This is a genomic window from Aliivibrio sp. S2TY2 (genome assembly GCF_028765525.1).
GTDB lineage: Bacteria > Pseudomonadota > Gammaproteobacteria > Enterobacterales > Vibrionaceae > Aliivibrio > Aliivibrio finisterrensis_A.
Map to the genome: position 1 here is coordinate 137,951 of NZ_JARACS010000008.1, position 14,320 is coordinate 152,270.

Annotated in this window: 11 protein-coding genes; 9 read left to right on the forward strand and 2 right to left on the reverse strand. The window is 39.7% G+C overall.

The window, feature by feature from the left end; all coding sequences use genetic code 11:
* Positions 1-6 precede the first annotated feature (6 nt).
* Entirely contained in the window at positions 7-708 is a 702-nt protein-coding gene (gene hutC, locus PVK63_RS13475; protein ID WP_130087575.1) for a histidine utilization repressor, read from the forward strand.
* A gap of 60 nt (positions 709-768) precedes the next feature.
* On the opposite strand, the gene PVK63_RS13480 is transcribed toward hutC, so the two are convergent.
* Positions 769-2,199: a pyridoxal phosphate-dependent decarboxylase family protein gene (locus PVK63_RS13480; RefSeq protein WP_130087573.1), complete on the reverse strand. Its 1,431-nt coding sequence runs from the start codon at positions 2,197-2,199 to the stop codon at positions 769-771.
* A 260-nt stretch (positions 2,200-2,459) separates the two neighbouring features.
* Between PVK63_RS13480 and hutI the strand changes: the two genes are divergently transcribed.
* The 8 genes from hutI to PVK63_RS13520 all read left to right on the forward strand — a co-directional run bounded on the left by hutI (position 2,460) and on the right by PVK63_RS13520 (position 13,634).
* Positions 2,460-3,701, forward strand: coding sequence for an imidazolonepropionase (gene hutI, locus PVK63_RS13485; RefSeq protein WP_130087571.1), 1,242 nt, complete (start codon positions 2,460-2,462; stop codon positions 3,699-3,701).
* Positions 3,691-4,722, forward strand: coding sequence for a formimidoylglutamase (gene hutG, locus PVK63_RS13490; RefSeq protein ID WP_130087569.1), 1,032 nt, complete (start codon positions 3,691-3,693; stop codon positions 4,720-4,722). The genes hutI and hutG overlap by 11 nt, the downstream gene beginning before the upstream one ends.
* A 42-nt stretch (positions 4,723-4,764) precedes the next feature.
* On the forward strand, positions 4,765-6,459 hold the full coding sequence (gene hutU / locus PVK63_RS13495; protein ID WP_130087567.1) for a urocanate hydratase: 1,695 nt from the start codon (positions 4,765-4,767) through the stop codon (positions 6,457-6,459).
* Positions 6,460-6,548: 89 nt separating this feature from the next.
* Positions 6,549-8,081 (forward strand): histidine ammonia-lyase, encoded by a 1,533-nt coding sequence (hutH, locus tag PVK63_RS13500; protein ID WP_274440568.1) that lies wholly within the window; start codon positions 6,549-6,551, stop codon positions 8,079-8,081.
* Between the two features lie 160 nt (positions 8,082-8,241).
* Positions 8,242-9,558, forward strand: coding sequence for an MATE family efflux transporter (locus tag PVK63_RS13505; protein WP_274440566.1), 1,317 nt, complete (start codon positions 8,242-8,244; stop codon positions 9,556-9,558).
* 9 nt (positions 9,559-9,567) lie between these two features.
* Positions 9,568-9,813 (forward strand): DUF2164 domain-containing protein, encoded by a 246-nt coding sequence (locus PVK63_RS13510; protein ID WP_130045822.1) that lies wholly within the window; start codon positions 9,568-9,570, stop codon positions 9,811-9,813.
* 184 nt (positions 9,814-9,997) lie between these two features.
* On the forward strand, positions 9,998-11,626 hold the full coding sequence (locus PVK63_RS13515) for a methyl-accepting chemotaxis protein (RefSeq protein WP_274440563.1): 1,629 nt from the start codon (positions 9,998-10,000) through the stop codon (positions 11,624-11,626).
* Positions 11,627-12,005: 379 nt separating this feature from the next.
* Positions 12,006-13,634, forward strand: coding sequence for a methyl-accepting chemotaxis protein (locus PVK63_RS13520; protein WP_130087557.1), 1,629 nt, complete (start codon positions 12,006-12,008; stop codon positions 13,632-13,634).
* A gap of 81 nt (positions 13,635-13,715) precedes the next feature.
* Here PVK63_RS13520 and copI read toward each other — a convergent pair whose 3' ends face one another.
* Entirely contained in the window at positions 13,716-14,282 is a 567-nt protein-coding gene (gene copI, locus PVK63_RS13525) for a copper-resistant cuproprotein CopI (protein ID WP_130087555.1), read from the reverse strand.
* Positions 14,283-14,320: the final 38 nt, after the last annotated feature.

A 14,320-nucleotide genomic window follows, 5' to 3' on the forward strand; every position in this document is an offset into this window, starting at 1 on the left:
AATCTTATGTCACAGCCACGCTATCTACAGATTAAGCAATACCTTAATGAAAAAATTCAAACACGCACTTGGCCTGTCGGGTATAAGATCCCTACAGAAATAGAGCTAGCTGATGAGTTTTCAGTAAGTCGCATGACAGCAAACAAAGCAATTAAAGAGTTAGTCACTGATGGACTACTCAAACGAACACCGCGCTTAGGAACCTTTGTTTGCCATAAAAAAGCCGAATCACCATTAATGGAAATCCGCAATATCGCGGTTGAGGTGCGTCAACGAGGTCATCAGTACAGTAGTAAAGTAATAAAAAAAGAGGAAGTTATTGCTAGAGATAATGTTGCACTAAAAATTGGAGTTCGTAACGAAACTGCGGTCTATTTTACTCAAATTGTTCATTACGAAAATGACGTTCCCATTCAATTAGAAGAACGCTGGGTTAATCCATTATTTGTGACCGATTATTTAAAACAAGATTTTAGTATTCAAACACCCAATGAATATTTAGTCCAAATTTGTCCTTTAAGTGATATTGAACATTCTGTTGAAGCCATCATCCCAAATGATCATGTTTCTAAGCTCTTAAGCATGGATAATAAAACGCCTTGCTTATTACTTAATAGACGCACTTGGAGTGAAAATAAATTAATTAGCGTTGCTCTTTTATATCATCCTGGTGACCGATATAAGCTAACTTCTCGTAGCAAAGTATAAACAGATTAACGGCTAAGCTAAAACTAAAAAACGCTGAATTTCTCAGCGCTTTTTATTAAACTAGATTAATGCTTTTTCAATATTATATGCTTGAATTATTTTTTCCGCCGACTTAATAATATCCTCTTCTGATGTATGGTAATTAAGTACAGAGAATAGCATTGTTTTCAATCCTTTATAGCCAGAAGTCGATGGGTAAAGATACCCTTCCTCTTGTAGACGGTGTACTACACGGTCAGTAAGTGCATTTCTATAATCATCATCACCAATACCAAATTGAGCAGAAAACCGGTTAGAAACTACATCGTTCAAAATAGTAATTCCCTCAACTTCTGAAAGAATCCCTGCCATATGCTTAGCTAAATCACTGCAATTATCTAAATGTTTAACAATCCCTTCTTTGCCTAACGATTTAAATGCAGCATATACAGGTAATCCACGAGCACGTCTTGATGCCGAAATACCAAAGTTAATTGCATTTCTATCTGGTTTTTCCATCGCGTCATTTAGATAATCTCCCATGTTGCTTCCCCCCATTGCTGAGGTTATTTTTGCAGGATCTTTCACAATGACCATGCCGCAATCATATGGCATATTAAACCATTTATGTCCGTCAGTATCGATTGAATCTGCTCGTTCAATACCTTTTAATAAGTGTTTTTGTTTATCACTTGCCGCAGCCCAAAGACCAATTGCGCCATCCACATGTAGCCAAGCATTTTGATGATTAGCAACCGCATCCGCAATATCATCAAACGGGTCAAAAGCCCCAGAATCGATACAACCAGCCTGTGCACAAACCAGTGTTGGTCCATCACATTCGGCTAAAACACGGCTTAATTCACTAGGAATAATACGTAAGTTCTTATCTGTTGGTACCTTAATAATATCTTCAATACCTAGGCCAATCATTGATAATGCACGCTTGATTGTTGAATGTATCTGATCACTTGTTACCACCGTAATGCGAGGAGAACCATATAATCCTTTAGTAGCAACATCCCAATCTTCTTTAGCTAAAAGAGAGTTTCGAGCGGTAATCAATGAGGTATAAATTGCCTCCTGAGCACCTGATGTAAAACCAACAGCAGAGCCTTTGGTAAGCCCTAACAACTCAACCATCCATTCAGCGGCTGTCTCTTCAGCTACTGCCATTGCAGGGCTTGATACATAATATGGCACATTTTGATCCCAAGCACTTACTAGCCAATCAGCAGCAAGCGATGCAGGAAAAGTTCCACCTATTGCATATCCAAAAAAGCGAGGGCCTCCAGAAGCAATAAGGCCTGCATCTAAGGCCGCCGCCATTTCATCAATCACTTTCTCTGGTGCAGATGTGTGAAGTGGTAATTCCCCTCCAATTAAATTACGTAAATCTTGCGATGTAACTTCTTTAGCTACAGGTCGCTCATCTAAAGACTCTAGGTATGAAACTGAATGTGCAAATGAACGTTCAAGTGATGCGCGATAATCTTTAAAGTGATGTGACATTTCTTATTACTCTTTCTGAATTAATTTAGGCCTAATATACCGATTAAATTAATATTAAATTGCCACTTGATGACACCGCACAAAAAGACACATCAGCCGTAGAAGCATATTGGAGGTAAACTGGGTTTACCCTCAAAATTAGGCATTAAAAGAACTGAATTTAATTTTTGATCACAACTTCATTACATACCATCTTGTATTTTATTTCAAAAAAGACTATTTATTTGTATATACATATTTATTCTATTGAGGTTGTCATCATGGATAGAGTCTTTACCAATCTGAATCTTGTCACATTAAAAACTAATAAACCCAACACGAATGACGGTTATCAAATAATCGAAAATGCAATGATTGGTGTGACTAATGGCAAGATTGAATATGTTGGTAAGTCATGCTCTGATATTTTACATGGTCATCCTGATGTCACTGATTGTGCGAATGCTTTAGTCACTCCTGGTTTAATTGATTGCCATACCCACCTCGTCTTTGCTGGCAATAGAGCCAATGAGTTTGAGCAACGGTTACAAGGTGTACCTTACGAAGAAATAGCAAAACAAGGGGGTGGGATTTTATCTACCGTCTATGCCACTCGCGAAGCAACAGAAGATGAACTTTACCATTCAGCATTACAACGCTTAGAAGGCCTAAAACGTGACGGCGTCACTACCATTGAGATTAAATCAGGCTATGGCTTAACGCTTGATGATGAAGTCAAAATGCTTAGAGTAGCCAAACGCATTGCTGAATTACCAGATATAAAAGTCTCTGCCACTCTGCTTGCTGCTCATGCCCTTCCTCCCGAATATAAAGATCGCCCTGATGATTACATTCACTTAATTTGTGACACTGTTATTCCTCACGTTGCCAAACAAAAATTGGCGGATCATGTTGATGTCTTTTGTGAAGGGATTGGGTTTTCGGTTAAACAGTGTGAGCGGGTATTCAATGCTGCATTAGAGCACGGTCTAAAAATCAAAGGCCATACTGAGCAGTTATCGAATCTTGGCGGCAGTGCATTAGCCGCTTCAATGGGCGCCTCTTCGGTTGATCATATTGAATACCTTGATGAAGATGGGGTCAAAGCATTAGCACAGAATAATACCGTAGCAACTCTTTTACCTGGTGCCTTTTATTTCTTGCGAGAAACCAAACTCCCACCGATTGAATTACTGCGTAAACATCAAGTTCCCATGGCCATTGCCACTGATTTCAACCCCGGTACATCACCTATAGCTTCACTTCGAACCATGATGAATATGGCTTGCACTTTATTTAAATTAACACCTGAAGAATCCTTACGGGGCGTAACTTGCAATGCTGCTCAAGCTCTTGGATTGCAAGCCTCACGCGGAACGATTGAAGTGGGTATGGATGCCGATTTTGCACTTTGGCAATTGGACTCTCCTGCTGAACTCTCCTATCGATTAGGCGTTCCCGATCTTATTGCACGGGTGGTTGATGGTAACGTTTTTTATAATAGGGACACTTATGAAAAATAATACCTTAATCGACATGGCAAGTTGGACAGGCAGAGTCGATCTTGAAGATGGTGAACTCGGTTTACGTTGGCATCAAAAAATTACAGCAGCAACGAGTTCAAGCACAGATGGGATCATGTTGCTTGGTTTTGCTTGTGATGAAGGTGTTTATCGTAACAAAGGTCGTATTGGTGCTTATTCTGCTCCTCAAATCATTCGACGCGCCTTAACCAATTTAGCTTGGCATCATAATAAAGCCATTTTTGATGGGGGTGATGTCTGCTGTGATGATGCAGAACTTGAAATAGCACAACATCAACTTGGTGATAGTGTTGAACATGCCCTTTCTAACCATAACCAAGTGATTGTTTTTGGTGGCGGTCATGAAGTTGCATGGGGTTCTTTTCAAGGCATTGCGCGTCATTTAAAAAATATCACTGAATTAAAGCAACAAAAAACGCCACCACGCATTGGAATTATTAACTTTGATGCGCACTTTGATCTACGAAACCCACCACAAAAAGAACACTTATCTGAAGGATCATCAGAACAGCAGCTTGGCACCTCAGGCACTCCTTTTCATCAAATCGCTCAATATTGTAAAACGAATGGGTGGCCATTTAATTACGCCTGCTTAGGATTAAACCGAGGCAGTAATACTCAAGCCCTTTACCAAAAAGCGGATGATCTGGGTGTACTCTATTTTGATGATACAGAAATGACGCACGCTAATTTTCCGATAATCCAACAGGGGTTATCCAATTTTATTGACCAAAATGACTACCTTTATCTCACGATAGATATCGACGTTTTCCCTGCATCAACGGCTCCCGGAGTGAGCGCACCTGCTGTTCGTGGTGTTTCGCTTGAGATCATTGAGCCTCTAATCTGCCATATTTTAAAGGCTAAAAATCATCACGGTAAGTCTAAATTACTCTTAGCTGATATGGCTGAATTTAACCCTAATTTTGATATTGATAATCAAACAGCACGCTTAGCAGCAAGGCTCGCTTGGACTATTACTCATGGAATGAAAGCGTAATGCTTTTATTTTTAGATCTATTAACTCGCAAGGAGAGCAACAATGACACATGCATCGCCATCTAACCCTAGATTGGATGAGACTCGTACTATTATTGCCCCAACAGGTACAACACTCACCGCTAAATCTTGGCTAACCGAAGCCCCACTTCGTATGTTAATGAATAACTTACATCCTGATGTAGCAGAGCACCCTCATGCTCTGGTTGTGTATGGTGGTATTGGTCGTGCTGCGCGAAATTGGCAATGCTACGACAAAATTGTGGAAGTGCTGACTCGCCTTGAAGACGATGAAACCTTGATGGTGCAATCAGGAAAGCCTGTTGGTGTGTTTAAAACTCACACTAATGCCCCACGCGTGTTAATTGCCAATTCCAACTTGGTTCCTCATTGGGCCAATTGGGAACACTTTAACGAACTCGATAAACAAGGCTTGATGATGTACGGTCAAATGACGGCTGGCAGTTGGATCTACATTGGCTCTCAAGGCATCGTTCAAGGGACTTATGAAACCTTTGTTGCAATGGCAAAGCAACATTTTGATGGCAAGGCTCAAGGGCGTTGGGTTCTTACTGGTGGACTTGGAGGTATGGGTGGCGCACAACCGCTTGCGGCAACCATGGCTGGCTTTTCAATGCTTGCGGTAGAGTGTGATGAATCTCGTATCGATTATCGTCTCCGTACTGGGTATGTTGATCGTAAAGCCACCACATTAGATGAAGCCCTTGCCATTATTGAGGATGCAAAGCAGACAGCAACACCAATCTCAGTAGGTTTACTGGGAAATGCCGCTGATGTTTATGCAGAAATTGTTCAACGCGGCATTGTGCCTGATGTAACAACCGATCAAACCTCTGCACACGATCCTCTCAACGGCTATCTTCCTCAGGGTTGGTCAATGGAGCATGCTGCTGAAATGCGTTTAAAAGATGAATCAGTTGTTGTATCAGCGGCTAAAAAATCAATGGCAATTCAAGTTCAAGCCATGCTGGATTTACAAAAAACAGGCTCTGCAACTGTCGATTACGGTAATAATATTCGTCAAATGGCCTTAGAAGAAGGTATCGCTAATGCCTTTGATTTTCCGGGTTTTGTACCTGCTTATATTCGTCCGCTATTCTGTGAAGGGATTGGTCCTTTCCGTTGGGCTGCCCTTTCTGGCGATCCAGAAGACATCTATAAGACCGATCAAAAAGTAAAAGAACTCATTCCTGATAATCCACATCTACACAACTGGCTTGATATGGCTCGAGAACGTATTCAATTCCAAGGATTACCTGCACGTATTTGTTGGGTTGGTTTAAAAGATCGTGCACGTCTCGGTAAAGCCTTTAATGAAATGGTAAAAAATGGAGAGCTAAAAGCACCGATTGTCATTGGTCGAGATCATCTTGATTCAGGCTCGGTTGCCAGTCCAAACCGTGAAACCGAAGGCATGATGGATGGCTCTGACGCAGTATCTGATTGGCCACTATTAAATGCCCTATTAAATACGGCTTCGGGCGCTACTTGGGTATCTCTGCATCACGGCGGTGGTGTGGGTATGGGGTTCTCTCAACATTCAGGCATGGTGATTGTGTGTGATGGCAGTGATGATGCGGCAGAACGTGTTGGTCGAGTACTTCATAATGATCCTGCCACCGGCGTCATGCGTCATGCGGATGCGGGTTATGACATCGCGATTAATTGCGCCAAAAAGCAAAACTTAGATTTACCGATGCTATCTGAACCAAAATAAGTAGCAATAAACTCTGTATTCAAAATAATTATAAAGAATACCAACCTAGCGACACGAGTTGGTATCACAACCATAACGAGAAACGAACTATGTATTCATTAGAAATTATTCCAGGCAAGTTATCTCTAAAACAATTACGTGAAGTGAGCCGTCAACCGACTCAGCTGTCATTAAGTCCAGATGCATTGCCCGATATGCTGACCAGTGCCGAAGTGGTTGCTCAAGTGATCCGTGAAGATAAAACCGTCTATGGCATTAACACTGGTTTTGGCCTGTTGGCAAACACTCGAATTGCTGAAGAAGATTTAGAAACTCTACAGAGTAGTATTGTTCTCTCCCATGCAGCTGGCATCGGTGAGTTCATGAATGATGCCACCGTACGCTTAATGATTGTACTCAAAATAAACAGTCTTTCACGTGGTTATTCTGGTATTCGCCCATCCGTCGTTAATGCATTAATACAATTGGTCAATTCAGAGGTTTATCCGTGCATTCCTAAAAAAGGATCTGTGGGTGCTTCTGGTGATCTTGCTCCTTTAGCGCACATGAGTACCGTTTTACTAGGCGAAGGTGAAGCTCGTTATAAAGGCGAAGTAATTTCAGGACAAGAAGCCCTAGAAATAGCAGGATTAGAGCCAATAACACTCGCACCAAAAGAAGGATTAGCACTTCTCAACGGAACTCAGGCCTCTACTGCCTTTGCTTTAGAAGGCTTATTTGCGGCTGAAGATCTTTATGCTGCAGCCACCGTATGTGGTGCCATGTCTGTAGAAGCCGCACTTGGCAGCCGTAAGCCGTTTGATCCACGAATTCACCGTGTGCGTGGTCATCGCAGCCAAATGGATGCCGCTTTAGGTTATCGTCATTTATTAGGTCAAAATAGTGAGATTGGTCTTTCTCATCAATGCTGTGAACGAGTACAAGACCCCTATTCATTACGCTGCCAACCCCAAGTGATGGGTGCTTGTTTACAGCAGATAAGAAATTCGGCAGACACACTAGAAGTAGAAGCCAACTCAGTGTCAGATAATCCATTAGTCTTTGCTGATGATGGTGATATTATCTCTGGTGGTAATTTCCATGCTGAACCTGTTGCTATGGTAGCAGATAACCTTGCTCTCGCCATTGCTGAAATAGGCAGTTTATCAGAGCGTAGAATGGCGCTTCTTATCGACAGCGGATTAAGTAAACTTCCTCCATTTTTAGTTGATAATGGCGGTGTAAACTCAGGTTTTATGATTGCTCAGGTTACCGCGGCTGCACTAGCCAGTGAAAACAAAACATTAGCTCACCCTGCTTCTATCGACAGTTTACCAACCTCAGCCAACCAAGAAGATCACGTATCAATGGCAACTTTTGCTGGCCGTCGCCTAGGGGATATGGCGGAAAATACGCGTGGAATATTAGCCGTAGAGCTATTGGCATCTGCACAAGGTCTAGACTTTAGAGCACCAAATAAGAGTTCAGAACGTATTGAAGAAGCCAAAAGCATGCTGCGTGAACGTGTCGATTTTTATGATAAAGACCGCTACTTTGCACCAGACATAGCTAAAGCTAATACCTTATTACTTGAAGCAAAATACAATGCATTAATGCCTGAATCCTTACTTCCTAGCATCTAAAAACGTAGAAATCCCTCAAAAATATAGCCGTAGCTTCTTGATTTATGATTAAGAAATACGGCTATGACATAAACGCTTCTTCTATTCTCACTCATGCATTTGAGTCTTGCTCTATAATCAGTACAATAGCCGACCAATACTTTTAGAGCACCCTTTAATCATGCCAAGTCCTTCTCTCTCAAAACAACTTTTTCATATGACATGGCCAATGACGTTTGGTGTTCTTTCTTTAATGAGCTTTCAACTTGTCGATAGTGCCTTTATCGGCCAACTGGGCATACTTCCTCTTGCTGCCCAGGGATTTACCATGCCATTACAGATGGTCATTATTGGTTTACAAGTCGGGTTAGGTATTGCGACAACTGCGGTAATCGCACGAGTATTAGGCGCTCAACAAATAAAAAAAGCCAAGCAACTTGCCGGATTAGTTCTCTCGCTGGGCGCCGCAATGGTATTTATCATGTGCCTGCTCATTTGGTTCTCTCGAGGTTTATTACTTGATCTACTAGGCGCAGAAACCAGTGTCTTTCCCATAATCGATAGTTATTGGCCAGTATGGTTAGCAAGTTGCTGGGCAGGAGCTATGATCTACTTTGCTTACAGTGTGTGTCGTGCCAACGGTGATACTAAACTACCGGGCTTAATGATGATGGCGACCAGTATCCTAAATATGATCCTTGATCCTATTTTCATCTTTCAATTTAACTTAGGCTTAAACGGTGCTGCTTGGGCAACGATAGTCTCTTTCACTATTGGTTTTTGTATCATTTTGCCCCCTATTTTTAAGCGTAATTGGATCTCTTTTTCATGGCACGATCTTAATATCCTGCAATCCATTAAAGAATTAAATGCCGTAATGGCACCCGCAATGATGAGTCAATTATTACCACCACTCTCCTCTATGATGGCCACAAAAATTATCGCCGGCTTTGGGGCAGCTGCCGTTGCGGGTTGGGCTATGGCCTCTCGTATCGAATTTTTTTCTATTGTTGTCGTACTTGCACTTACTATGTCAATTCCACCAATGGTTGGGAGAATGTTAGGGGCTAAACAGTTCGACGAGATTCAAAAGCTAATCAAAATCGCGGCTAAGTTTGTTCTCAGCTGGCAGATTGGCCTTGCAGTTCTTCTGTTTATCATTGCTAAGCCACTCGCAAGTCTGCTAAGTACCGACAGCAATGTCATTGATGTTATTTACCATTATCTATTATGGGTACCCGTCAGCCTTGGCTCTTTAGGTATCTGCATGTTAATGGTGTCAACCTGCAACGCCCTTGGTGTGTCTATGCGCGCATTGACGATTTCAATCCTTCGTTTATTCGTCTGTTTTTTACCCATGATATGGCTAGGCTCAAGTTTATTTGGCTTACATGGTATTTTTATGGGCGCACTTGTTGGTAATACTCTCGCTGGGCTCATTGCATGGGTTATGTATAATCAAGCGATTAATAAAATTCAAACAGACAATCAAAATTAAGGGAATACCATGAGCACAATAACGATACCTAAAAATAAACGTGATGAGCTTGTACAAAAGTTCCAAGATTATTTTGAACAAGAACTAGACACTGAACTGGGGCAATTTGATGGTGAATTCTTATTGGATTTTATAATTAAGCAAGCGGGTCCGGTTTTTTATAATCAAGGATTGGCTGATGCTCAAACGATTATTGAGCGAAAAACACAAGATATTGCTGATGAAATCTATGAAATCGAAATGGCAGAAAATTAAGGGAACTTTCCTCTATTGCCAGCAATATTATTACTTAAAACAATAATGCAACCGGTAAATGCATATTTAAAGACAATATTAATTATATTAATTTACATTTACCATCGACAAAAGTGTGACAAAAGTCTAGAATTTGAGACTTAATGAATGGAATTTCTCACTTTCTCAAATTCAAGAGGCTTTAATGCAATTTTCTTTAAAAAATACGTCAATACGTATTCAAGTTTTACTACCCGTTATTCTTACTGCACTAGCGCTGTTCATTTCTTTAGGTTTTACCGCCTCTAGCCTTGAAAAAGAACAAGATATAATAGCAAGCAATACTGACTCCTTTGTTTTCTATAAAGACCAACTTGCAAAAGTGGATGATGAAGTCTACCCCCTACGTATAAGCGCTGTTTATGCAATTTACGATACGGAACGTCGTGAGAAATTCACGACTGAATTGCGAAACAAAGTGAATGACATCAATGCATTACTTGATGAGTTAGAAGCAAGAAAAACGTTTGCTAAAGAAGTTAACCTAGTTCGCACTAACATTAATAACTACGTTCAGTTTTCACATAAAGTTATTGGATACCTAAATAAAAAAGAAAGTGGCCAAGCCGTTTCTCAAAGTTACGATGCTCTTATCTCACAATATCGTAATATTGGTAATAGCATGGTTTCTTCTATCAATGCCCTTTCTCAACGTGTAAATGAGTTTTCTGATATCGCAATGAAAGAAAGCTATGAGAAAAACACTCAGGTTAAAATCACAGCAGGGTTAACTATTTTAGCAGTCTTTATTATATCGATGATCACTGCATGGTGGCTATCAGGCCTTATCGTGAACCCAATTAAAAAAATTCAATTAACTATTCGTCGCTTAGCTGAAGGGGATTTAACCGTTCGTGCCGACGTTGATGGCGATAATGAAATTGCCGTATTAAGTAAAGACATCAACACTACTGCAATTCAATTACAGACTACTGTTGAAGCATTATCTCGCATCAGTGAAGATGTAGCTGCTGCATCAACAGAGCTTGCTGCTGTAATGACGGATTCAGAAACCAATTCACAAAAAGAATTAAGTGAAATTGAACAAGTTGCCTCTGCTGTTAATGAGCTCTCAAGCACTGCAGATAACGTAAGTGATAATGCGCTATCAGCTGATCAAACTGCACGTGATACAACTAAATTAGCTCAATCAGGATTGGATATTTTCACTCAAAGTAATCAAGCAAGTGAAGACATGGCAAACTCGCTAACTGATGCCGCAGTTGTTGTTAACCGCTTAAAAGAGCAATCAGAACAGATCAATAATGTGGTTGAAGTGATCCGTGGTGTTTCAGAACAAACTAACTTATTAGCCTTAAATGCTGCTATTGAAGCCGCTCGTGCGGGTGAATCAGGACGTGGATTTGCGGTGGTTGCTGATGAGGTTCGTCTGCTTGCTGCTCGTACTCAAGAATCAACCAAAGAGATTCAAACTATTATTGAATCACTACAAGAGCAGTCAGGTTTAGCAAATGATAGTATGCAAACAAGTATCGATAAGCTTGAATTAAACAAAGAGTTAACTGCAAAAGCGGGTGATGCGTTGGTTAGCATCACTGAATCAATTACTGCAATTAATGATATGAACACTCAAGTTGCTACTGCTGCCGAAGAACAATCTCAAGTAACTCAAGATATTAACCGTAATGTGGTGAATATGTCTGAGCTTGTAAATCAGAACGTAACTGGTATTAGCCAAAGCGCGAGTGCAAGTAACGAATTATCTAAATTGGCAGAACAACAAAAAGAGCAACTAGCATTCTTTAAATTGTAATCTTCCTCTAAAAATAAGCGGTAAGGGTATTTCTTATCGCTTTATTTCTCCTCCTTCTAAATCTGATTTCATTTAAACCTTTTCATTACCCCCTAAAAGGTCAGACCAGATGTAACTATTTGTTACTCCTTTAATCTTGACTTTAATGCTTAAACTCGACCTGTAAGTGAAGTTTGTTTCCGTAAAATAAACTCAAATAGAGAAAATAACTTCACCACCCTAAAGTATATGTTTCATAATTGCGACACGCTATATATTATTCACTCGTTCTATATGTATAGAAAAAACATACGATGTAGATATAAAAATAAAAATATAAACAAACTACATTTAAGTAGCTAATAGCTTTGCTTACTTATTAGACTTTAGAGGTTAAAAAATGCAATTTACGCTTAAGAATAAATCAATTCGTTTCCAAATATTACTTCCAGTTGCTTTTACCGCAATCGCACTCTTTATTTCTTTATGGGTAGCGATGTCAAATTTAAAATCAGAACAAGCTACAATAGATGCAAACACCAAGTCATTTGTGTTTTATAAAGATAAAGTAGTAGAAATCGATGATGAAATTTACTCATTACGAATAGAGGCGGTATACGCTATCTATGATATTGAGCATCGAGCTCAATTTATAAGCAAACTAGAAAAGGGAGTTAAAAATGTCAATTTTCTACTGGATGAGTTAAAGGCAAGAAAAACCTTTGTAGACGAAGTCATTCAAATTAACTCCCGAATTAATGACTATGCTATGTTTTCTAAAAAAGTGGTTCATTATCTTAATCAAAAAGAAAAAGGCATTGACGTTAACGAAAATTATAATGAATTAATAACACAATATCGTAATACCGGCGATAATATGATAGAAGCAATTAATAATCTCTCTCAAGAAGTTAATTCATTTTCAGATATAGTAATGAATGAAAGCTACGATAAAAATATACAAGTACAAAACACTGTAGCTACTGTTGTAATGTCTGTTTTCATTCTGTCATTACTTATCTCTTGGTGGTTATCTAACCTTATCGTTCTCCCTATCCAAAAACTTCAATTAGTTATCCGTAAATTAGCAGAAGGTAACTTAACCGTTCGCACTGATGTTGATGGCGATAATGAAATTGCGCAATTAAGTAAAGACATTAACACTACTGTAATTCAGCTTCAAACAACGATTGAAGAACTATACAATATCAACCAGAGTGTTGCTTCTGCATCAACAGAACTTGCCGCTGTAATGAATGAAGCTGAGTTAAACTCTCAAAAAGAACTGTCAGAGATTGAACAGGTTGCCTCTGCTGTTAATGAACTATCAAGTACTGCTGATAATGTAAGTGATAATGCCCTTGCTGCGGATCAAACAGCGCAAACAACAAATGAATTGGCAAAATCAGGCTTAGATATCTTTGCTCAAAGTACGGATGCAAGTGATAAAATGGCCATAGCATTAACAGACGCCGCTGTTGTTGTTAATCGTTTAAAAGAACAATCTGAGCAGATCAATAATGTCGTTGAAGTAATTCGTAGCGTGTCAGATCAAACTAACTTACTTGCATTAAATGCTGCAATTGAAGCCGCTCGCGCTGGCGAATCTGGTCGTGGCTTTGCAGTTGTTGCTGATGAGGTACGTTTACTGGCAGCTCGAACTCAATCATCAACTCAAGAAATCCAAACAATCATTGAAGCACTTCAAGAACAGTCAGGGTTAGCGAATGACAGTATGCAATCAAGTCTTGATATGTTAGAACTAAATAAAGAATTAACAGCAAAAGCAGGAGATGCTCTCGTTGGAATCACAGAATCAATCACTGCAATTAATGATATGAATACTCAAGTTGCAACCGCGGCTGAAGAGCAATCTCAAGTCACTCAAGACATTAACCGTAATGTGGTTAATATGTCGGAACTTGTAAATCAAAATGTAACAGGCATTAGTCAGAGCGCGAGTGCAAGTTCTGAACTATCAAGATTAGCAGAAGAACAAAAACAGCAGTTATCCTTCTTTAAATTATAATTTAAACAGTAAATCTTAAGTGAAATAACTAAAGCGGTAAGGCCACCCACCTTACCGCTTTTTCATATTATCCGATTGGTATTATAGTGTTACTTTTTTTACCATTCCAGCTTCTGCGTGCCCTGGAATATTACACGCAAATTCTACGTGATTATCCCCATGGAAATGCCATGTAATTTGCTTAGCTTTACCAGGCTGAACGGTTACTGTGCTACCACTGTCATGCGCGTGGCCTGATGTCATTTTTTTCATCATTTCGCGATGTTCTAACTGCTCAGTTTCATTACCAATCGCAAACTCATGATCAATCTTACCTGTATTCATGATCACAAATTGAACGATATCGTTTGGTTCAATATTCACTTCTTTTTTGAATGTGATTTTCATATCATCAGATAAGATAACGTGTACGACTTTGTTTGGTTTCATCCCTGTTGCTGGCATACCTACTGCATTCATATCCTTCATAGACATGCCTTCCATCTTACTCATATCCATGTCTTTCATTTTCATTTTTGAATGGTCCATTTGATTCATGTCCATCCCTTTCATATCCATTGAACCATGATCCATTTTACTGTGGTCCATCTCAGCCATTGCCAAGCTTGCTACTAATGATAATGCAATTGCTAATACTGTCTTTTTCATTTTCTTTTCCTTTTTAGATATTTATTAATTGGCTTATT

Excerpts from the sequence above, each read along its gene's own strand:
- hutC (WP_130087575.1), top strand. The coding sequence starts at position 7 with ATGTCACAGCCACGCTATCTACAGATTAAGCAATACCTTAATGAAAAA.
- PVK63_RS13480 (WP_130087573.1), bottom strand. The coding sequence starts at position 2,199 with ATGTCACATCACTTTAAAGATTATCGCGCATCACTTGAACGTTCATTT.
- hutI (WP_130087571.1), top strand. The coding sequence starts at position 2,460 with ATGGATAGAGTCTTTACCAATCTGAATCTTGTCACATTAAAAACTAAT.
- hutG (WP_130087569.1), top strand. The coding sequence starts at position 3,691 with ATGAAAAATAATACCTTAATCGACATGGCAAGTTGGACAGGCAGAGTC.
- hutU (WP_130087567.1), top strand. The coding sequence starts at position 4,765 with ATGACACATGCATCGCCATCTAACCCTAGATTGGATGAGACTCGTACT.
- hutH (WP_274440568.1), top strand. The coding sequence starts at position 6,549 with ATGTATTCATTAGAAATTATTCCAGGCAAGTTATCTCTAAAACAATTA.
- PVK63_RS13505 (WP_274440566.1), top strand. The coding sequence starts at position 8,242 with ATGCCAAGTCCTTCTCTCTCAAAACAACTTTTTCATATGACATGGCCA.
- PVK63_RS13510 (WP_130045822.1), top strand. The coding sequence starts at position 9,568 with ATGAGCACAATAACGATACCTAAAAATAAACGTGATGAGCTTGTACAA.
- PVK63_RS13515 (WP_274440563.1), top strand. The coding sequence starts at position 9,998 with ATGCAATTTTCTTTAAAAAATACGTCAATACGTATTCAAGTTTTACTA.
- PVK63_RS13520 (WP_130087557.1), top strand. The coding sequence starts at position 12,006 with ATGCAATTTACGCTTAAGAATAAATCAATTCGTTTCCAAATATTACTT.
- copI (WP_130087555.1), bottom strand. The coding sequence starts at position 14,282 with ATGAAAAAGACAGTATTAGCAATTGCATTATCATTAGTAGCAAGCTTG.